The organism is Arthrobacter sp. NicSoilB8 (assembly GCF_019977355.1).
GTDB lineage: Bacteria > Actinomycetota > Actinomycetes > Actinomycetales > Micrococcaceae > Arthrobacter.
In genome coordinates this window covers 880,165-899,621 of the sequence record NZ_AP024655.1, presented here as the reverse complement: position 1 = coordinate 899,621, position 19,457 = coordinate 880,165, and the positions used below count along the sequence as shown (strand labels likewise).

Below are 19,457 nucleotides of genomic sequence, written 5' to 3'. Positions count from 1 at the left end.
GCCGCGCCAGTGCGCAGACGCGCAGCATTGTGGCGTGAAGACACGAAAGTAGCCTCTCCCAATGCCTACGAGGTGAGCTGTCGGATTCGGATGGGAGTCACCCGGCCGCGCTGCTTCCTGGGAAGCGTTGCGACTTAACCCCAAGGCCTTCTTTCGAAGGCCAAAATTGGTTCCCCCGCCCCTGCCAGACGATGTAATGCGAACGGACCTTGAGCGGTGGCAGAGCTAGGCAATCCACTCAAGAGCGCCAACTTCGGAAAAGTTGGCGTGCTTCAAACCCTACAGGAGTCCGGACCCAATGTCACATTCAGATCACGGCGTGTCGCGTGGATTTGAGAGCGGCCCATCATCTTTCTAGAGCCAGCCGAGCGGGTCAACGACATCGCCGTTGACCATGACTTCAAAGTGAAGGTGGCAGCCCGTGGAGGCGCCCGTGGTGCCGCTCATCGCAATGACATCGCCGCGGGAGACCTTCTGGCCGACCGTGACCGACGACGAGGACAGGTGGTTGTACGTGGTCTCCAGGCCGTTGCCGTGATCGATCACCACGCGGTTTCCGCCGCCGTAGGGGTGCCATCCGTTGAAGGTAACGGTGCCGCTGGCCGCTGCATGGACCTGAGTGCCGCACTGGGCGACGTAATCCTGGCCGCGGTGGAACTCGCCCGCGCCGCCGGTGATGGGGCTGACGCGGTAGCCGAACGGCGAGGCCGTGACCATCTGGTCCAGCGGCGCACCGAGCGTGCCGGCCGATGCCGCACGGGTGATGCTGCCCACGGACTGCGCACTCAGCAGCTGCTTGAGCTTCCCGTCCGGATCGCCCTTGGTGGTGACGGCGGTGCGGCTGAAATCGACCTTCGCGGCGGCGGCAGCCGTGACATCCGGCTGCACTGCGGCGGCCAGGGCGCCCGATCCGTCGGTGTTCGAGGCCATGACCGGGCTGGTGACGGGGACCGTTACCGTGAGGATCAGGCCGGTTGCGGCCAGGGCGATCCCGGCCTTCTGCCCGACGCCGCTGGCCGCTGCGAAGTCCGTTACCTGACGGAACGGACCGCGCCGGCGACGGCGTTCATCCCGGTGCACGTCGCGCGGGCGTTCGGCCGTATAGGCGAGTACGGGACGCGGCTCCGGAGCGGGACCGCTCGCGCGGCGACGGCCCCTGGCGGTCTGGGTGGTCAAGAACGGTTCCTCTCTGGATAGCCTGCGAAGTTAGCTGTCGGATTCGGGTCAGAGAGATCAAAGACCCGGTCCGCCGTTGCAAGCGCCCAGACACAGGGGCATCCTCAGGGATCCCTCGGTGGAAGTTGCTTGCCGCTGACGGACTTCACCCCAAGGCTGCCGAAGAAGCAGCCGAAAGTGGTTCCCCCGCCCCTGCCAGAAGGTGGTTCTGCGACTGATCCGCTGGCAGGGCTCGGCTTCGGATCAGGTAACGCTTTGGTATCGGTACTGGCCACTAACTATAGGCGATTAAGCCGCCCGGTAATAAATCCGTAATCGCTTTTGTGCACAACTCATGGGTCGTCCCATCTCCGGGACGTCGTGGCTGGTCAGGCGACTGTTACAAACACGTGCGCGGCAACCTCGGGCGGCAGCTCCAGCGCGCCTTCGATATCCGGGACCCGGACCGAGATGTACTCCCCGACCCGCTCCAGCGACACCAGCGCACCGGGCCGGATTCCGCCCTCGTCGAGCTGGGCCAGGAGCTCCGGTTCCACCTGGATCGGCTCCGCGAGCCGGTTGACCCTGATCCGCGAGCCCGGACCGTAGCCGGCCATGGCGTCCAGCAGGTTCACAACCCCGTCCATGTGGGCGCCGGAGGGCGCACCGCCCAGTTCCGCAAGCCCCGGAATCGGGTTCCCGTAGGGCGAAACCGTGGGGTGGTTGAGCATCTCGAAGATGCGTCGCTCGACGCGTTCACTCATGACGTGCTCCCAGCGGCAGGCTTCCTCGTGGACGTAGGCCCAGTCGAGCCCGATCACGTCAGCCAGCAGACGTTCGGCGAGACGGTGCTTGCGCATCACGCCGACGGCGCGTTTCCGCCCGGTTTCTGTCAGCTCAAGGTGCCGGTCGCCCGAAACAACCACCAGCCCGTCACGTTCCATCCGGCCGATGGTCTGGGAAACGGTGGGGCCGGAGTGGCGGAGCCGTTCGGCGATGCGGGCGCGGAGGGCGACGATGTTTTCTTCTTCAAGTTCCAGAATGGTCCGAAGATACATCTCCGTGGTATCGATCAGATCCGTCATTCAGCTCAGCTCCTCGAGCGCAGTCCTTGCGTCATTCCCACCGTACCGCGTGCGGGCTGCGTGCAGGATGCGCCCTGGCGAGATCCGCCGTACGTTCGCAGGACAGCCTAGCCTATTTTGAATTACTCCGGATAATCCTTCGTCCTGCCCGGGCGGCCTCACGCCGTCCGCCCTCCGGCCCTTCGCGCGGCGTCTCAATGACCGGACTGTGACAGCCCATTTTCCGTATCGCCGGGACCTGTGAGGCAAAATGGCAAGGCAGAATAAAGAGGGGTGTCCGTTGTAGCCATCCCCATCAGGCCATCTCCCAGCCACGCTACGAACCAGCCGAAAATTGGAGCAACTGTGAGCGACACCAGCATCACGATCCCCGCCAACCTCCTCCCCCAGGACGGACGGTTCGGCGCCGGGCCGTCCAAGGTCCGACCGGAGCAGATGGAGGCCCTCGCCGCGGCATCGGCGAAGCTGCTGGGGACCTCGCACCGCCAGGCGCCCGTGAAGAACCTGGTCGGCTCCGTCCGCAGCGGCCTCAGCGAGTTCTTCCGTGCCCCGGAAGGCTACGAAGTGATCCTCGGTGTCGGCGGCTCCACCGCGTTCTGGGACATTGCCAGCTTCGGGCTCGTGGAGAACAAGGCGCAGCACCTGTCCTTCGGTGAGTTCGGTTCGAAGTTTGCTTCGGCTACCAACAAGGCGCCGTTCCTCGCCGAGTCCTCCATCATCAAGGCCGAGCCCGGCACGCGTCCCACCGCCGTCGCGGAGTCCGGCGTCGACGTCTACGCGTGGCCGCAGAATGAGACGTCCACCGGCGTGGCCGCTCCCGTCCGGCGTGTGGCAGGCGCCGACGAAGGCTCGCTCGTGCTGGTGGATGCTACGTCGGCCGCGGGCGGGCTGGACGTGGACGTGGCGGAGTCCGACGTCTACTACTTTGCGCCGCAGAAGAACTTCGCATCCGACGGCGGCCTGTGGCTCGGCCTGTTCTCCCCGGCCGCGCTGGAGCGGGCGGCACAGATCAAGGCCAGCAACCGCTGGATCCCCGATTTCCTGGACCTTCAGACGGCCATCGACAACTCGCGGCTGAACCAGACCTACAACACCCCCGCGCTGGCCACCCTGGTCACCCTGGATGCCCAGGTGCAGTGGCTCAACGCCAACGGCGGCCTGGACTTCGCCTCGGCACGGACCGCTGATTCGGCCGGCCGGATCTACCGCTGGGCCGAGGCATCCGGCTACGCCACCCCGTTCGTGGCCAGGGCCGAGGACCGCTCCAACGTGATCGCTACTATCGACTTCGACGAATCGGTCGATGCCTCCGCCATCGCCAAGGTGCTCCGCGCCAACGGCATCGTCGACACCGAGCCGTACCGCAAGCTGGGCCGGAACCAGCTGCGCATCGCCACCTTTGTGGCAATCGAGCCGGACGATGTCTCTGCGCTGCTCGAATGCATCGATTTCGTGGTGGCGGAACTCAAGAAGTAGAGCCTCGGCGTCCGACGGCGTCGTCCCGGCCCGGTGCCGCGGCGGCGCCGTCGTCGTTCCCGGCAGGACCGTCGGGACGCACGCCCGGCTGCGCACCCTGGGCGCCCAGCAGGTCGCCCCGCTGATCACCGTGCTGACCGCCCTGGCGGGAGCCGGTCGCGCCGGTTCCGGGTTCCAGGCGGAAGTAGCGCATACCCCGCGCGCGGCGGTTGAAGTGGAGCCGCAGCTGCTTTGCCCGGATGATCCACACCAGCCCGATCAGTGCCGCGAGCAGGCCGGCGACGGCCGCAACGGCCATGGACCAGCGGGGGCCGGCGATGTTGGCCACCCAGCCGACGAACGGCGCGCCGATGGGAGTCCCGCCCATGAAAATCGCCATGTACAGGGCCATCACCCGGCCCCGCATCACGGGGTCGGTGGTGGTCTGGACGTACCCGTTGGCGCTCGTCATCATAGTGATCGCGAACAGCCCCACCGGCACCAGCGCGACGCCGTACCAGAAGTAGTTTGGGGCCAGCGCGGCCAGGCCCGAGGTGACGCCGAACGCCGCGGCCGCGCCGAAAATGACCCGCAGCCGCGGTTTGCCGCGGCCGGCGGACAGCAGCGCCCCGGCGACCGAGCCAATGGCCATGATCGAATTCATCAGGCCGAAGGCGCCCGCGTCGAGACCGAATTCCGTGCCGACCATGGCCGCGATGAACAGGGCGAAATTCAGCCCCAGGGTTCCCACGATGAAGATGGCCACGAGCACCACGACCAGGTCCGGACGGAACCGGACATAGTGCAGCCCCTCCCGGATCCTGCCCTTTCCGGCCGGCGCCCGGGGCAGCCGCCGCAGCGACGCGGCCGGGATTTTCGCCAGGCTCAGCAGCAGGGCCACGAACGTGAGCGTGTTGATGAGGAAGACCCAGCCCGGACCGACAACGGCTGTGAGCACGCCGGCGACTGCCGGGCCGATCATCCGGGCGACGTTGAAAGAGGCACTGTTGAGCGCCACGGCGTTGGAGAGGTAGTCGTCCTGGACCAGCTCCGAGACAAAGGTCTGCCGCACGGGAGCATCCAGCGCGGAGACCACCCCGAGCATCAGGGCGAAGGCATAGACGTGCCAGAGCTGTGCCGCGCCCGACACCACCAGGATGCCCAGCCCGGCGCTCAGCAGCGCCATCGAGGACTGGGTCAGCACCAGGAGCCGTTTCCGGTTGAAGCGGTCGGCGACCAGTCCGGCCACGGGCGCCAGGAACAGCTGGGGGCCCAGTTGCAGGGCCATCGTCACTCCCACGGCCCCGGCGTCCTGGGCCGTCAGATGGGCGAAGACCAGCCAGTCCTGGGCGGTGCGCTGCATCCACGTGCCGATGTTGGAGATGAGCGCGCCAACAAACCAGATCCGGTAGTTCAGGATGCGCAGGGACTTGAACGTGGACCTCATGCCCAGCCCTCCGCCTGCACGCTCCCGGACGCTTTCAACCGCTAGTCGGCCTCGCCTGCGGGGCGTTCCCGTTCGTCGTCGGCGTCCGCCGCGTCCGCGTCGTCGGCGTCTTCGTCCTGCTCGTCGTCGTCCTGTTCGTCGTCCGCGTCCGCGTCGTCAGCACCCTGCCGGCCGGCGTCGGACGACTGCGACGGCGTTCCGGCGCCGGGCGCTTCCTCGGCGGCCTCGTCTGCCTGCGCGTCTTCGGGGCGGACACGCTCAGCCCACGGAATCCAGGCCGGCGCCAGAATGGAATCTTCCGAAGGCAGGAGGCCGAGTTCGTCGACCGTCACCACCTTGGACCGCGAGTTGCGGGTCAGCACGGCGTACCACTGCCAGCCCAGGTATCCGGGCAGCTTGGATTCGAAAAGGTGGGTGACGAGGCGGTCACCTTCGCTGCGGGCCCCGATGTGCTCGCCGATCTGCTCGGCGGGGGCAATGCCCTCCACAGCGGTGCGGGCGACGTCGACGGCGGCGGCCAGGAAGGCGTCCGGCTTGCCGGTGCGCCAGACGGGTACACCGGCGCGCGGACGGGATCCCTGCTTGGAGCCGGCTCCCTTGGACCCGGCAGGCACTGTGGGTCCGGCATCCGGCGCCGGCAACTGGTCAGGTTCCTGAGTCATCAAGAGCCTTACACGTCCAGCTCGTCGGCAACCTTACGCAGGGCCGCTGCGATCGCCTTGCCCTTGTTGCCTTCCGGGTACTTGCCCGCGGACAGGGTCCCGGACAGGTTGTCCAGCACGCTGACGAGATCCTGCACCAGCGGGGCGAGGTCCTTGGCGCTGGGCCGCTTGGCCTTGGCGATGGACGGCGTCTTGTCCAGCACCCGCAGGCCGAGGGCCTGGGCGCCCTTGCGGCCGTCGGCTACCCCAAATTCAACGCGCGTTCCGGCCTTGAGTTCCGTGACGCCCTCGGGCAGCGCGGACTTGGGCAGGAAGACTTCCTGGCCGTCCTCGCCAGCGAGGAATCCGAAGCCTTTTTCCTTGTCATACCACTTGACCTTGCCGGTAGGCACGTAATCAACCTTCTTCGTTCTGCGGGGACACGGCCGGCGGTCACCGCATCCGCATGGATACGCGGGTTCAGGGTATGACTGCCCGGACCGTGTTGGTCTGTATCTTTCAAGGTTATCCTGCCTTGTTCACTTTAGCGGCGTGAGGCGCGGGCGAGGCCGTACTGTTAGCGTTGCCCACATGACACTGATGCGTTACCGGCGGCCGGTCATGATCGTTGCGGCCACCCTTGCTGTCCTGTCCCTGGTTGCCGTCGGCGCAGTCATGGCCATGGCCTTCAACAATGTCGTCTCACCCGCCTGGATTACTTCGGTGGCCCTCTACGGGCTCCCGGCGGCCTTCCTGCTCATGCTCGCGCTCGTTGTGGACGCGGTGGTGGCCCGGCGGCGTCCGCGCGGGCCCGGCGAAAGGTAACGTTGGAACGATGTCCCTCATCCGCGCGCTCAGCAAGGAACTTCAGGCACGAAGCGACGACTCGTTGCGGGCCTTGTTCTCCGCGCGGCCGGACCTGATTTCTCCCGGCGTCCCGGATTTCGCCGCCCTGGCCGCCCGTGCCAGCGGACGCGTCAGCGTGCAGCGGGCGCTCGAGCGCCTCAACCGGCCGCAGATGCAGGTGCTGGAAACCCTCCACCTGTGCACCAACGCCGACACCGGACACAGCGCGTCGGCGGCGATGCTGAAGAAACTGATCAACGGCGCCTCGGTCGCCGCCATCGACCGACTGCTCCATTCCCTGCAGGAACTGGCGCTCGTCCACCGCGCCGATCCGCCGCACGGAGTAACCGCCGCCGCAGCCAAGCAGCGGCACTACCTCCCGGTCGGCAGCCTCAAAGATGTGATCGGCATCTACCCCGCCGGGCTGGGGCGCAGCTACACCGAACTCGTGCGGCTCCAGCCGGCTTTCGCGCAGCGCGTGGTGCAGCTGGTCGGGGAACTGCACCGCAGCGGGGCGTCCATCTCCCCGGCCACGACGCCGATGGAAGCGGCGCTGGCGCTGCAGCACTGGACGGCGACTCCGGAGTCGCTCCAGGCCATCCTGGCCACGGCGCCGGACCGGACGGCCGCGCTCCTGGCCCGGTTCGGAAACTGGGCCATGGGTGCCGTCCCCCAGGCGCAACGCCGCGCCTCCGTGCTCCACGAAGGCGCCGACGTCGGACCGGTGGACTGGCTGCTGGCGCGGGGGCTGCTGGTGCCGTTGGACGCCGCCCACGTCGAACTGCCGCACAGCGTTGGAGTGTCGCTGCGCGGCGGGTTTGTAATTGAGAACTTTTCCCTGGCGCCGCCGGTGCCCCAGCTGGGCCACACGAGCGCGGGGCTGCGCCGCAACGCCGCGCTGGGCGCGATCGCCGAGACGCTGCGGCTCGTGGGCGAGGTGCTGTACACCGTGCGCGAGCAGCCCCTGGCGACGCTGCGCAGCGGGGGCGTCGGAGTCCGGGAGATGCGGCGGCTGGCGGAGTCCCTGCGGATCGACGTGAACGAGGCCGGTGTCCTCGCGGAGTTCTGCGGGATGGCCGGTCTCCTGCGGCTGGACGTTGACAGTTCCGCGTGGGTGCAGCCGCCGCAACTGGAGTGGCTGGCGCTTCCGCGGCAGGAACAGTGGCTGTGGCTGGTCAATGCGTGGCTGGCCAGCGAGCGCGCACCCTCCCTCGTGGGGCAACCCGTCAATGCCGCCGCCGCGGGGACGGCCGGCCACCGGGGCCAGGCCGGGACCACCATCAACGCTCTCTCTGCCGAGGCGCAGCGGCCCGACGCCCCGGTGGTCCGCAAACGCGTCCTGGAAATCCTGCATGAGCTCACCCTGGAGGCCACAGCGCCCGATGGCCAGGCGCCGGTCCTGGATGCCGCCGCCGTGCTGGAGCGTGCCGAATGGGCCCAGCCCCGGATGGCCCGCCGGTTCAGCTCGCTGATCCGCGGCATCCTCACGGAGGCCGAGATGCTTGGCCTGATCGGTTCCGGGGCCCTCAGCCAGCTGGGCGCCGCGATTGCCGGAGAGCAGCCGGACGAGGCCCTGGGGATCCTGGGCGAGCACCTGCCGGCAGCCCTCCAGCACGTATTACTGCAGGCGGACCTGACGGCGGTGGCACCGGGCTATCTCGATCCGGAGCTGACCGACCGGCTCCTCACCATGGCCGCCGCAGAAGGCCAGGGGCCGGCCACCATCTACCGCTTTTCCGTCGCATCGGTTCGCCGGGCCCTCGACGCCGGCCAGGATGCCGCGGCGATGCTGGACTTCCTGCGCCAGCATTCAGCCACCGCCATCCCGCAGCCGCTCCAGTACCTCATCGAAGACACCGCCGCCCGCCATTCCCGGCTCCGCGTAGGGGCTGCGGCCAGCTTCATCCAAAGCGAGGACGAGACGGCCTTGCTGGACGTGCTCAATGCCCCGGCCGCCTCCGGCCTCCGGCTGGTGCGCATCGCGCCCACCGTGGTGATCTCGCACGCCCCACCCCGGGAAACCGCCCAGGTGCTCAAGGCCTTGGGCCTGTCCCCCGTCCTCGAGGACGCCGCCGCGGGCGTCGTCCGGCTGCGCCGCAGCACCCCGGTTCCGGGCCACGGCCGGCCGGTGTACACGGCCCCGCGCACCGCTCCGCCAGAGGCCGACATGGACGCCCAGCTGGCCGTGCTGCGCAGTGACGGGCACCTGGCGCCGGGCGACGCCGGCCACCCGGCGCCTGGCAGCGAGGAAGCGACCCAGCTCGGACTGGAGACCCTGCTGAAGGCGATCCGCCTCAAGCAGCGGGTGGTCATGAACGTCGTGGACAGCATGGGGAATGCCAGCCGAGAGACTGTTGTTCCGGTAGCTGTGAATGGCGGGCGGGTGCGCGTGTTCGATCCGGACAAGGAGACCGAACGTGTCCTGTCCATCCATCGGATTATCGACGTAGAAGCTACAGAGGAACTGCTCCAGTGAATGACGGGCCCCTGATCGTCCAAAGTGACAAGACCATCCTCCTGGAGGTCGACCACGAGCTCGCCACAGAAGCCCGGCACGCCATCGCCGCGTTCGCCGAGCTGGAACGGGCCCCGGAGCATGTGCACAGCTACCGGCTGACGCCGCTGGGGCTCTGGAACGCCCGGGCGGCCGGGCTGGACGCCGAGAAGGTGCTGGACACCCTGCTCAAGTACTCCCGGTTCCCGGTGCCACACTCGCTCCTGATCGACGTCGAAGAGACCATGTCCCGGTACGGCCGGCTTCGGCTGGAAAAGGACCCACAGCACGGCCTGGTCATGCGCACATCCGACTATCCGGTGCTGGAAGAGATCAGCCGGGCCAAGAAGATCGCCCCGCTGCTCGGGCCGCGGATCGACGGCGAGACCGTGGTGGTGCATTCCTCCGCGCGCGGCCAGCTCAAGCAGCTTCTGCTCAAGATCGGCTGGCCGGCGGAGGACCTGGCCGGCTACGTGGACGGCACGCCGCACCCCATCGTGCTCAACGAAACCGGCTGGAAGCTGCGCCCGTACCAGCAACTGGCCACGGAGAACTTCTGGGCCGGCGGCAGCGGCGTCGTCGTGCTTCCCTGCGGCGCCGGCAAGACGCTGGTTGGTGCGGCCGCCATGGCCACCAGCTCCACCACCACGCTGATCCTGGTGACCAACACCGTCGCGGCGCGGCAGTGGAAGGACGAGCTCCTCAAGCGCACGTCGCTGACGGAGGAAGAGATCGGCGAATACTCCGGCTCCGTCAAGGAAGTCCGCCCGGTCACGATCGCCACGTACCAGGTCCTGACCACGAAGCGCGGCGGGCTGTATCCGCACCTGGAACTCGTCGACGGCAACGACTGGGGCCTGATCATCTACGACGAGGTCCACCTGCTTCCGGCCCCGATCTTCCGGATGACGGCGGACCTCCAGGCCCGGCGCCGGCTCGGGCTCACCGCCACTTTGGTGCGGGAGGACGGCCGGGAAGGCGAGGTCTTCAGCCTGATCGGGCCGAAACGCTACGACGCGCCGTGGAAGGACATCGAGACCCAGGGCTACATCGCCCCCGCCGACTGCGTGGAGGTCCGGGTGGACCTGCCCCGGGACGAACGGGTGGCCTACGCAATGGCCGAAGATGCCGACAAATACCGCCTGTGCGCCACGTCCGAGACGAAGACCCGGGTGGTGGAGGAGCTTGTGGCCGAACACGCGGGCGAGCAGCTGCTGGTGATCGGGCAGTACATCGACCAGCTCGACGAGATCGCCGAGCGCCTCGACGCGCCGGTGATCAAGGGCGACACGCCGGTCAAGGAGCGCCAGCGGCTCTTTGACGCCTTCCGTGCCGGCGAGGTGAAGACCCTCGTGGTGTCCAAGGTGGCCAACTTCTCCATTGACCTGCCCGAGGCGTCGGTCGCGATCCAGGTTTCGGGCTCGTTCGGGTCCCGCCAGGAGGAGGCCCAGCGCCTGGGCCGGCTGCTGCGCCCGAAGAAGGACGGCCGTGCCGCCCGGTTCTACTCGCTCGTGGCCCGGGACACCCTGGATCAGGACTTCGCCGCCAAACGGCAGCGCTTCCTCGCCGAGCAGGGCTATGCCTACGGGATCATGGACGCCAAGGACGTCGGCACCGCCGGTTGAGAGCCCATGCAACACTCATCGTCCATTCAGAGAACTCCCAGAGTCTGGGAGCATCATGGGAACATGAAGAAGAACGGTCCCGAAGCCAAGCTGCTCGTCGTCGATGATGAACCGAACATCCGCGAGCTGCTGTCGACATCCCTGCGCTTCGCAGGTTTTGAAGTTGTCTCGGCCGGCAGCGGACGCGAGGCACTGGCTGCGGCCGAGCTGCATGCCCCCGATCTGGCGGTCCTGGACGTCATGCTGCCGGACATGGACGGTTTCACGGTCACCCGCCGCCTCCGCGCCGCCGGCAAGCACTTCCCCGTGCTGTTCCTGACGGCCAAGGACGACACCGAGGACAAGGTCACCGGCCTGACGGTGGGCGGCGACGACTACGTCACCAAGCCCTTCAGCCTCGACGAGGTGGTAGCCCGCATCCGCGCGGTGCTCCGGCGCACGCAGCCGCAGATCGACGACGACGCCGTGATTCGGGTCGATGACCTGCAGCTCGACGACGACGCCCACGAGGTCCGCCGCGGCGGAACCGTGATCGAGCTGTCCCCCACAGAATTCAAGCTCCTGCGCTACCTGATGCTTAACCCGAACCGGGTCCTGTCCAAGGCCCAGATCCTCGACCACGTGTGGGAATACGACTTCAACGGTGATGCCTCGATCGTGGAGTCCTACATTTCCTACCTGCGCCGCAAGGTCGATATCGACCCCGACGCCCCCGCACTGATCCAGACCAAGCGCGGCGTCGGCTACGTTCTGCGGACTGCCGAGAAGCGCTGACCTTGCTGCACCGCTGGAAGTCGGCCTCGCTGCGGTCGCAGCTTGTGGCCATCATGATGGCGCTCATGCTCGTGGCCCTCACCGCCACGGGCGCGGGCACGCTGACGCTGCTGCACAGCTTCCTGCAGGGCCAGGTGGACGACAAGCTCCGGGCCGCCGTCGATTCCGCGCGCCAGGAGAAATCCTTCAGCCAGCTGCAGGAAACCACTTCCAACGTTCCCACCGACTACTCCCTCATGCTCTTCAGCCCGGGCCTGAAGCCCTGGGTGTTCGGTGGCGACAAGGATTCCCACCCCGCCATCGCCACGTTCTCCACCGTCGAGGCCCGGGAGCGCCAGCAGATGCCCTTCCAGGTGCGCGGCTCCGACGGCGGCAACTGGCGGGTCGTGGCGGTCAACGTCGTGGACAACAACCAGCGCAGCGCCGTCGTCGTGATCGGACTGCCGCTGGACCCCGTCGATTCCGTGATGGAGCACGCCGCCCTGGTGGTGGTGGGGGTAGGGCTGCTGACCCTCGTGCTGGCGTTCTTCATCGCTACGTGGACCGTCTCGCGGTCCTTCCGGCCGCTGACCCGGGTGGAGAAGACGGCCGCGGCGATCGCCGCGGGAGATTTGTCCCGGCGCGTGGAAGTGGAAAATCCGGGAACGGAGGTGGGCCGGCTCGGCAGTTCCCTCAACGCCATGCTCGCGCACATTGAAACCGCGTTCGCCGCCCGGATGGCGTCCGAGGCACGGATGCGGCGCTTCGCCGCCGATGCCTCGCACGAACTGCGCACCCCGCTGGTGACCATTCGGGGCTTCTCCGAGCTGTACCGGCACGGCGCCCTGTCCACCCCGGAAGACGTGGCCACCGCGATGGGACGGATCGAAAGCGAAGCCAAACGCATGGGAGCCATGGTGGAGGACCTGCTGCTGCTGGCGAGGATCGACGAGCAGCGCCCGCTGCAGCAGAAACCGGCGGATCTGCTGCTGCTGGCCAACGACGCCGTGGTGGACACCCAGGCGAGCGACCGCAGCCGCACCATCACGCTGACCGGCCTGGACGGCGCGGCCCCCGCTGCCGCACCAGTGCTGGGCGACGAAGCCAAATTGCGCCAGGTGGTCAGCAACCTGGTCGGCAATGCCCTGCGGTACACGCCGGAGGGCAGCCCCATTGAAATCGGCGTGGGAGTCCGGACGGCACCGGATGGCGCACAGCAGTCCGTGATCGAGGTCCGGGACCACGGTCCGGGCGTCCCGGACGACGAGGCTGCCCGGATCTTCGAGCGCTTTTACCGGGCGGACACCTCGAGGACCAGGGAAACCGGCGGCAGCGGGCTCGGCCTGGCGATCGTGGCCGCCATTGTCGGCGCGCATTCCGGCTCCGTGCGGGTCGGGAAGACCGACGGCGGCGGGGCCACGCTGGTGGTCAGCATCCCGTACCTGGATGAAAACGCTAAGGAAATGTCCGCCGCAGAGATGTCCACATAGGGGCCGACGGCGGTGTCCCCGCGGTGCGCTGCCCGCCTACGCTCGAGGTGTCCGGAAGATCCGGGTGACCATTCGAGAGGGCATTGCCATGAGCATCATCTCCGTCGACACGGAACTCCTTCAGCTGAAATCGGCCAATGTGCAGGCCACGGTGGAGCGGATCAGCGCGGACGTCCACGCCATGAAGCGCGGGCTGGACGAGCTCCAGGGCAGCTGGCGCGGCTCCGCGGCGACAAATTTCCAAAGCCTGGTCGCTGAGTGGACGCTGACCCAGGGCCGGGTCGAGGCCTCCCTGGCGTCCATCAACCTCGCGCTGAATTCTGCGGCGGCCACCTACGCCCAGGCAGAGCTGGGCAACGCGCAGCGCTTCATGTGAGCCTCACAGGGCGGCCTGGGCCGGTTAGGCCTCGGGGGTGCCCTGATGGAAGCGCAGCCGCCACTGCGCGCCGTCGAGGACCCACAGGGAGCTGCGCAGGGCTGATCCCTCGCGCGTGCGGCTGCGGTAGGTCAGGAGCAGGGTCTTCTCGCCCAGCCGGTCCGCCCCCAGGAGCTCCAGCTCGGTGGGTCCGCCCGGGTTGTCCTCCAGGGCCATCATCATGGCGTCGCGTGTCCACATCCTGCCGGAGCTGCCGATCTCGGTGAAGTCCGGGTGGAGCAGGACGCCGGTGCGTCCCAGGTCCGCCCGGGTTTCCGGGCGGAGCAGTTCACGTTCGAGGGACTCGACGACGCTTTCGGGGCTGGCGTGCGCCCCGGCCGCGGCTGCGGCCTGTTCCGCTTCGAGTTCGCTGAAAAGGTCCGGTTCGTCAAAGAGGCTGGGTGCGCCGTAACGGCCGGTTGCGTCGTAACGGCTGGTTTCGTCGTGGCGGCCGGGTGCGTCGAACAGGTCCTGCTGGCCGGAGGGGGCAGGCGCGGCCTGCGGTGCCGTGTGCCGGGCCGCCTGCCGGTCTGGCGGCGTCGTGGTGCCCGCTGGCCGTGCCGACGTCGGCGGGGCCGCCTGCGGACTTGCCGGCGCGCTCCGGGGTGTCGTGGAGTCTGCCCGGGCTGCCGGTGCGGGCGTTCCCGCCGGGGTACCGAACCCGGGCCCCTGCCGGACGGCAACGCCCTGCTGGTATGCCGTGGCTGCCGCCCGGGCGCGGTCATCCGCCGCCTCGTTGAGATCGTGACCTGCATGGCCCCGCACCCATTCGAAGGTGTACTTGCGGCCCACAAGCTCCCGGTCGATTTCCTTGAGGAGGTCCACGTTCAGCACCGGCTTGCCATCGGCCTTGCGCCAGCCTTTGCGCTTCCAGCCGGGCATCCACTTGGTCACGGCGTTGATGACGTACTGGCTGTCGCAGAGGATCAGCAGGTCTTCCCCCGGCACGTGGGCCGTGGCCCGGAACAAGTCCAGCACCGCCATCAGTTCGCCCTGGTTGTTCGTGCCGTGGGGCCACCCGCCGGCCCGCCAGCAGTCGTCATTCACGTACCAGGCCCAGCCGGCCGGGCCGGGATTTCCTAAGGCCGAACCGTCGGCCGCTGCTGTAATCGTCACTGATCTATCCTGCCAGACACCGCCGACACCCGCCGACCCTCCCCGGATCCGTCGCCAAACCACCGCAGCAGCTGACGGAGGCTATCTGGGCCGAGACGTGATTCACCGAGAGGTGCTTAACCGACGACGGCGGCCCCACCCGAAGGTGGGACCGCCGTCGTTGAACGATTAGTTCAGGTGGCTGGAAGCCGGGGGTTTAGAAACCGCCCATGCCGCCCATGCCGCCCATGTCGTCGCCGCCGCCCATGGCCGGGGAGTTCTTCTCCGGCTTGTCGGCCACAACGGCCTCGGTGGTGAGGAACAGTCCGGCGATGGAAGCCGCGTTCTGCAGGGCAGAGCGGGTGACCTTGACCGGGTCGTTGATGCCGGCGGCCAGCAGGTCGACGTACTCGCCGGTGGCGGCGTTGAGGCCGTGGCCTGCGGGCAGGCCGCGGACCTTGTCCACCACGACGCCGGGCTCGAGGCCGGCGTTGAAGGCGATCTGCTTCAGCGGAGCGTCGATGGCAACGCGGACGATGTTCGCGCCCGTTGCCTCGTCACCGGAGAGCTGCAGGTTCGCGAACGCCTTGGCGCCGGCCTGGATCAGGGCAACGCCACCGCCGGCGACGATGCCCTCTTCGACAGCAGCCTTTGCGTTGCGGACAGCGTCCTCAATGCGGTGCTTGCGCTCCTTGAGCTCGACCTCGGTTGCGGCTCCGGCCTTGATGACTGCAACGCCGCCGGCCAGCTTGGCCAGGCGCTCCTGCAGCTTCTCGCGGTCGTAGTCGGAGTCCGAGTTTTCGATCTCGGCGCGGATCTGGGACACGCGGCCGGCGATCTGGTCGGCGTCGCCTGCACCCTCGACGATTGTGGTCTCGTCCTTGGTGACAACAACCTTGCGGGCCTTGCCGAGGAGTTCGAGTCCGGCGGTCTCAAGCTTGAGGCCGACTTCCTCGGAGATGACCTGGCCACCGGTGAGGATGGCGATGTCGGCCAGCTGCGCCTTGCGGCGGTCGCCGAAGCCCGGAGCCTTGACGGCAACGGACTTGAAGGTGCCACGGATCTTGTTGACGATCAGGGTGGCCAGTGCCTCGCCCTCGATGTCCTCGGCAATGATCAGCAGCGGCTTGTTGGACTGCATGACCTTTTCCAGGACAGCAACCAGTTCCTTGACGTTGGAGATCTTGGAGTTGACGATCAGGATGTACGGGTCCTCGAGGACCGTTTCCTGGCGCTCGGCGTCGGTGACGAAGTAGGCGGAGATGTAGCCCTTGTCGAAGCGCATGCCTTCGGTGAGCTCCAGCTCGAGGCCGAACGTGTTCGACTCCTCGACCGTGATGACGCCTTCCTTGCCGACCTTGTCGAGAGCTTCGGCGATCAGGGCGCCGATCTCGTTGTCGCCGGCGGAGATGGACGCGGTGGCGGCGATCTCTTCCTTGGTCTCGATTTCCTTGGCGGAGGCCAGGAGCTCGACGGTGACGGCCTCGACGGCCTTCTCGATGCCGCGCTTGAGGGACAGCGGGTCAGCGCCGGCCGCGACGTTGCGCAGGCCTTCCTTGACCAGGGCCTGTGCCAGCACCGTAGCGGTGGTGGTGCCGTCGCCAGCGACGTCATCCGTCTTCTTGGCAACTTCCTTGACCAGCTCGGCGCCGATCTTCTCGTAAGGATCGTCCAGCTCGATCTCCTTGGCGATGGAAACACCATCGTTGGTGATCGTGGGGGCGCCCCACTTCTTTTCGAGGACGACGTTGCGTCCCCGCGGGCCGAGGGTGACCTTGACGGCGTCGGCGAGGATGTTCAGGCCCCGCTCAAGACCGCGGCGTGCCTCTTCATCAAATGCAATGATCTTGGCCATAACGGCAGTAGTCCTTTCGGGACAGTCGTTAAGAATGAACCTTCGCTGTGGTGCCCGCGACGGACGATCCCTACCCGGCGGCCTCTGTATGCCGCTGGGCCCGGGATCTCACCCCAGCAAGGTGTTTCTTTAGCTCCTGGACCGGCCGCCACCACGTCGCGTCCGGTCGGACCGGGCGTCGTGTTAGCAGTCAGTGCGCTGGAGTGCTAAGTCAATAATTAGCACTCCCCCGGGGAGAGTGCAAGCAGTGCCCGGCCCGAACCGCCCGCCACGCGGGCCCAATACGCTACGAGCGATCAGCCGCCGCTGCTCGTGGCGGCTTCCGTGCCGCTCATCGAGGCCAGGTTGTCCTCGCCGTACGTGTAGACCATGTAGTTCGCCTGGGTGATGTCCCCGCGGGAATCGAAGTTGATCCGTCCGGATTGGCCGTCGTAGTCGGGGCGCCGGCCTGCCCGCAGGGCTTCGACACAGTCTTTGTAGCTCGTGCACGACTGGCTGGCGGGCTGGGCGCCCGGCTGGCCGCCCGCATTTCCGACTGCTCCCGCAGTTCCCCCGGAAACGGAGACGAGGGACGCCGCGATGGAGGTTCCGGCGTCGTCCTCTGCCGCGGCGGCAGCGACGGCGGCGAGGATGACGGCGTCGTACGTTTCGGCGGCGAACATCATGTCTTTCAGACCGGGATCCACGGCAACGAGGTCCGTCTGGAATGCGGCGGAGGGGAACACGCCGGGCTGGACTCCGCGTGCGCCCTCGAGCGCCCGTGCGCCCAGTCCGGAGCCGTACTTGTTGACTGCTCCGTCGCTTAGGACGAGTTTCTTGCCGGCCAGGCCGGCGTTGTTCAGTTCGGCGATGGCACCCTGCGCGTCTTCGCGCGCGACCAGGACCACGGCGTCGGGGTTTGCGGCTTTCACGGAATTGACGGCCTGTTGCGCTGCACCCGGCGTGAACTCCGCGTCCCCCACAGTGTCCAGTCCGGATTGCTTGGCCGCGTCAGCGACGGCAGCTGCGACGTCTTTGCCGTAGTCGCCCTTCTCGTGCAGCACCGCCAGGGTCCTGGCGCCGCCGTCCTTGACGAGTTTGGCAAGGACTGACGCCTGGGCGGTGTCGGCCGCCGAGGTGCGGAAATAGTAGCCGCCGCTCTTGTAGTTGCTCAGCCCGGGGGCGGTGTTTGCCGGCGAGATGATGGCGACTTTGGCGTTTGCCAGCACGTCGACGGCGGCAGGGGCACGGCTGGAATCGGTCGGGCCGATCACAACGTCGGCCTTGGCGGCCACGAGCGCTCTGGCCTGGGCGGCAGTGTCCGTGCTGATGGTTTCCGGCAGGAGCTCCACCGGTTTTCCTTTGTGGCCGCCGGCGGCGTTGATGTCCTTGACAGCAAGCTTGGCCGCCGCGAGCTGCGGGGCGTTGAGAAAATTCTGCTGCCCCGTGTTGTCCAGGATCAGGCCGATGCGCAGGGTGCCGTCACCGCTTGCGTCGGCGCTGGCCACACGGGCACTTCCCGCGGGCCCGAGACAGCCCGTCAAGGCAAGGGCCGCCGCTGTCCCCGCAGCCAGGGCGCGGCCCAGCCGGATCGTTCCTGACGCGTGCCGGGCTGGATCACGCGGGGCTGGGTCCCGCAGGGCGTTCGTGACGGCAGGAAGTGCCACTAGGCGGGCCGGACACTTTCTGCCTGCGGGCCCTTTTCGCCTTCGCCGATTTCGAGCTCCACCCGCTGGCCCTCGTCCAGGGCGCGGTAGCCTTCCCCGATGATCGCGGACCAATGCACGAAGACGTCGTTCTCGGAGCCGTCCACGGTGATGAAGCCGTACCCTTTTTCGGCGTTGAACCATTTGACGGTTCCCAGTGCCATGGCGTCCACACTTTCAGCTAGCTTGTGTGCGGCCCACCTCGATGTGTGCCGCGGACTGCGAAGAGAAATCCGCAGATACTGTACCCACAGCGTCCCTCAGTAATGCCGCCGCCGGGCAGGGCCGCGGGCTAATAGTTATTGAGGCGTAACCGGAATGGCTTACTGGAAGCCGGGTCCGATCACCACGACAAGGGGCATGTTGAACTCGGCGGACTCCACGAGGGTGTCGATGCCGAGGAGCGTGCCCAGAGCCTCCGCGTTGCCCTTCTGCTCGGCGCTGCTGTAGAAGATCACGGACGTCTGCTGCGGGACGCCGCCCCAGTTGCCCGTCTGGCCCAGGACCCAGCCGGCGGAACTGACGGTGCCGCCGACGCGGCCGGCGAGACCGGCAGTGGTGGTCCCGTTGTAGATCGTCACCGGCTGCGTCTTGTCCACGCCGGGGGCGGTGGCGCTGGGGGTCGCAGAGGGCGATGCCTCCGGCGCTGTGCCGGCCGCTTCCGGGCTGGCCAGCGCAGTGCCGGCCGCCTGGGGGCTTGTCTGCGTGGGGCTGGGGCTTGCCGTGCTCGAGGCGGACGCGCTGGCGTCGGCGGTCACGGCGGCGGCCTGCCCGCCGGAAAAACCGAGCTTCGGCAGGATCAGGAAGGCCACCAGGCCGATGGCCAGGGCTACGCAGCCAGCCGCCAGGATGGGCGCCAGGCTCCGGCGGCGCGATTCGGCGACTGCCCGGTGGACACCCTGCCGGGTAGAGGTCTCCGGGACCCGATCAAATTCATCCCGAGCGTATTTGGTCATGGTAAAACGACGTCCTTGCTGAGTTCATACGGGTGCCCGGGGCCGGAAACGGACGCAACAGGACTTGCGCATCCGGCCGCGCGTGACGCGACTTTACGAATCTGTTCCCAGACGGCGGGCAGTGCGGGCACGTTGGCGTGATGTACGTAGTCTACGCAATCTCTTGACCAGCATCGGATCGTGGGCCAGGGCGTCCTCGGTATCTATGAGGGCGTTGAGGATCTGGTAGTAGTGCGTGGCGGAGAGGTCGAACAGCTCGCGGATGGCCTGTTCCTTGGCCCCGGCGTACTTCCACCACTGCCGCTCCAGGGCGAGGATCTGCTGGTCACGGGCGCTCAGCGGAGAATCCGTGGATACCCCGCCCAGGCCGTCGCCGCCTGCAAAAACTCCGGCGGCGTCCCCCGCGGGCACGTACTCTTGCGCTGTTTCGGCCACGACACACTCCTGGTTGATTCCGAAA

The 19,457-nt window shown here is 67.7% G+C and carries 18 protein-coding genes and 2 riboswitches; of the genes, 7 read left to right on the top strand and 11 right to left on the bottom strand.

Annotated elements, in window-relative coordinates; all coding sequences use genetic code 11:
• Positions 1–48: 48 nt before the first annotated feature.
• Positions 49–232, bottom strand: a riboswitch (cyclic di-AMP (ydaO/yuaA leader).
• A gap of 122 nt (positions 233–354) precedes the next feature.
• Positions 355–1,176 carry a M23 family metallopeptidase gene (locus LDO15_RS04090; RefSeq protein WP_223984258.1) on the bottom strand — a complete coding sequence of 274 codons (822 nt, stop codon included), beginning with the start codon at positions 1,174–1,176 and terminating at the stop codon, positions 355–357.
• A gap of 4 nt (positions 1,177–1,180) precedes the next feature.
• Positions 1,181–1,394, bottom strand: a riboswitch (cyclic di-AMP (ydaO/yuaA leader).
• Positions 1,395–1,544: 150 nt separating this feature from the next.
• Positions 1,545–2,240 carry a metal-dependent transcriptional regulator gene (locus LDO15_RS04085; protein WP_223984256.1) on the bottom strand — a complete coding sequence of 232 codons (696 nt, stop codon included), beginning with the start codon at positions 2,238–2,240 and terminating at the stop codon, positions 1,545–1,547.
• A gap of 345 nt (positions 2,241–2,585) precedes the next feature.
• Here LDO15_RS04085 and serC point away from each other — a divergent pair, with 345 nt between their 5' ends.
• Positions 2,586–3,716, top strand: coding sequence for a phosphoserine transaminase (gene serC, locus LDO15_RS04080; protein WP_223984254.1), 1,131 nt, complete (start codon positions 2,586–2,588; stop codon positions 3,714–3,716).
• Here serC and LDO15_RS04075 read toward each other — a convergent pair.
• The 3 genes from LDO15_RS04075 to LDO15_RS04065 are packed head-to-tail and all read right to left on the bottom strand — an operon-like array spanning position 3,706 to position 6,196.
• Positions 3,706–5,142, bottom strand: coding sequence for an MFS transporter (locus LDO15_RS04075; protein WP_223984252.1), 1,437 nt, complete (start codon positions 5,140–5,142; stop codon positions 3,706–3,708). The two genes, serC and LDO15_RS04075, sit on opposite strands and share 11 nt — an antisense overlap.
• Positions 5,143–5,183: 41 nt before the next feature.
• A complete protein-coding gene (locus LDO15_RS04070; protein WP_223984250.1) occupies positions 5,184–5,804 on the bottom strand; it encodes a DUF3027 domain-containing protein in 621 nt (206 codons plus the stop codon).
• An 8-nt stretch (positions 5,805–5,812) separates the two neighbouring features.
• Positions 5,813–6,196, bottom strand: coding sequence for a cold shock domain-containing protein (locus LDO15_RS04065; RefSeq protein ID WP_223984248.1), 384 nt, complete (start codon positions 6,194–6,196; stop codon positions 5,813–5,815).
• Positions 6,197–6,374: 178 nt separating this feature from the next.
• Between LDO15_RS04065 and LDO15_RS04060 the strand changes: the two genes are divergently transcribed.
• The 6 genes from LDO15_RS04060 to LDO15_RS04035 all read left to right on the top strand — a co-directional run bounded on the left by LDO15_RS04060 (position 6,375) and on the right by LDO15_RS04035 (position 13,367).
• Positions 6,375–6,608 carry a hypothetical protein gene (locus LDO15_RS04060; RefSeq protein WP_223984245.1) on the top strand — a complete coding sequence of 78 codons (234 nt, stop codon included), beginning with the start codon at positions 6,375–6,377 and terminating at the stop codon, positions 6,606–6,608.
• Between the two features lie 10 nt (positions 6,609–6,618).
• On the top strand, positions 6,619–9,105 hold the full coding sequence (locus LDO15_RS04055; RefSeq protein ID WP_223984242.1) for a helicase-associated domain-containing protein: 2,487 nt from the start codon (positions 6,619–6,621) through the stop codon (positions 9,103–9,105).
• Positions 9,102–10,748: a DNA repair helicase XPB gene (locus LDO15_RS04050; protein WP_223984239.1), complete on the top strand. Its 1,647-nt coding sequence runs from the start codon at positions 9,102–9,104 to the stop codon at positions 10,746–10,748. The genes LDO15_RS04055 and LDO15_RS04050 overlap by 4 nt, the downstream gene beginning before the upstream one ends.
• A 63-nt stretch (positions 10,749–10,811) precedes the next feature.
• On the top strand, positions 10,812–11,522 hold the full coding sequence (locus LDO15_RS04045) for a response regulator transcription factor (protein ID WP_223984236.1): 711 nt from the start codon (positions 10,812–10,814) through the stop codon (positions 11,520–11,522).
• A 2-nt stretch (positions 11,523–11,524) separates the two neighbouring features.
• Complete coding sequence (locus tag LDO15_RS04040; RefSeq protein ID WP_223984234.1) at positions 11,525–12,991, top strand: HAMP domain-containing sensor histidine kinase; 1,467 nt, start codon at positions 11,525–11,527, stop codon at positions 12,989–12,991.
• Between the two features lie 88 nt (positions 12,992–13,079).
• A complete protein-coding gene (locus LDO15_RS04035) occupies positions 13,080–13,367 on the top strand; it encodes a WXG100 family type VII secretion target (protein ID WP_120955122.1) in 288 nt (95 codons plus the stop codon).
• Positions 13,368–13,391: 24 nt separating this feature from the next.
• Here the strand turns inward: LDO15_RS04035 and LDO15_RS04030 are convergent, their stop codons facing one another.
• The 6 genes from LDO15_RS04030 to LDO15_RS04005 form a co-directional block, all read right to left on the bottom strand.
• The gene (locus LDO15_RS04030; protein WP_223984232.1) at positions 13,392–14,522 is read right to left on the bottom strand and encodes a ribonuclease HI family protein; all 1,131 of its coding nucleotides are present in this window, start codon (positions 14,520–14,522) and stop codon (positions 13,392–13,394) included.
• A 196-nt stretch (positions 14,523–14,718) separates the two neighbouring features.
• Positions 14,719–16,356 carry a chaperonin GroEL gene (gene groL, locus LDO15_RS04025; RefSeq protein WP_223984230.1) on the bottom strand — a complete coding sequence of 546 codons (1,638 nt, stop codon included), beginning with the start codon at positions 16,354–16,356 and terminating at the stop codon, positions 14,719–14,721.
• 296 nt (positions 16,357–16,652) lie between these two features.
• On the bottom strand, positions 16,653–17,843 hold the full coding sequence (locus LDO15_RS04020; RefSeq protein ID WP_346655980.1) for an ABC transporter substrate-binding protein: 1,191 nt from the start codon (positions 17,841–17,843) through the stop codon (positions 16,653–16,655).
• Between the two features lie 158 nt (positions 17,844–18,001).
• Complete coding sequence (locus LDO15_RS04015) at positions 18,002–18,205, bottom strand: cold-shock protein (RefSeq protein ID WP_139184482.1); 204 nt, start codon at positions 18,203–18,205, stop codon at positions 18,002–18,004.
• Between the two features lie 159 nt (positions 18,206–18,364).
• The gene (locus LDO15_RS04010; protein ID WP_223984228.1) at positions 18,365–18,997 is read right to left on the bottom strand and encodes a LytR C-terminal domain-containing protein; all 633 of its coding nucleotides are present in this window, start codon (positions 18,995–18,997) and stop codon (positions 18,365–18,367) included.
• Between the two features lie 93 nt (positions 18,998–19,090).
• Positions 19,091–19,432: a DUF3263 domain-containing protein gene (locus LDO15_RS04005; protein WP_223984226.1), complete on the bottom strand. Its 342-nt coding sequence runs from the start codon at positions 19,430–19,432 to the stop codon at positions 19,091–19,093.
• Positions 19,433–19,457 lie beyond the last annotated feature (25 nt).

What these genes read in the sequence shown, in the direction of transcription:
- LDO15_RS04085 (WP_223984256.1), bottom strand. Translation starts at nt 2,240, where the DNA reads ATGACGGATCTGATCGATACCACGGAGATGTATCTTCGGACCATTCTG.
- LDO15_RS04075 (WP_223984252.1), bottom strand. Translation starts at nt 5,142, where the DNA reads ATGAGGTCCACGTTCAAGTCCCTGCGCATCCTGAACTACCGGATCTGG.
- LDO15_RS04070 (WP_223984250.1), bottom strand. Translation starts at nt 5,804, where the DNA reads ATGACTCAGGAACCTGACCAGTTGCCGGCGCCGGATGCCGGACCCACA.
- LDO15_RS04060 (WP_223984245.1), top strand. Translation starts at nt 6,375, where the DNA reads ATGACACTGATGCGTTACCGGCGGCCGGTCATGATCGTTGCGGCCACC.
- LDO15_RS04055 (WP_223984242.1), top strand. Translation starts at nt 6,619, where the DNA reads ATGTCCCTCATCCGCGCGCTCAGCAAGGAACTTCAGGCACGAAGCGAC.
- LDO15_RS04045 (WP_223984236.1), top strand. Translation starts at nt 10,812, where the DNA reads ATGAAGAAGAACGGTCCCGAAGCCAAGCTGCTCGTCGTCGATGATGAA.
- LDO15_RS04035 (WP_120955122.1), top strand. Translation starts at nt 13,080, where the DNA reads ATGAGCATCATCTCCGTCGACACGGAACTCCTTCAGCTGAAATCGGCC.
- groL (WP_223984230.1), bottom strand. Translation starts at nt 16,356, where the DNA reads ATGGCCAAGATCATTGCATTTGATGAAGAGGCACGCCGCGGTCTTGAG.
- LDO15_RS04015 (WP_139184482.1), bottom strand. Translation starts at nt 18,205, where the DNA reads ATGGCACTGGGAACCGTCAAATGGTTCAACGCCGAAAAAGGGTACGGC.
- LDO15_RS04010 (WP_223984228.1), bottom strand. Translation starts at nt 18,997, where the DNA reads ATGACCAAATACGCTCGGGATGAATTTGATCGGGTCCCGGAGACCTCT.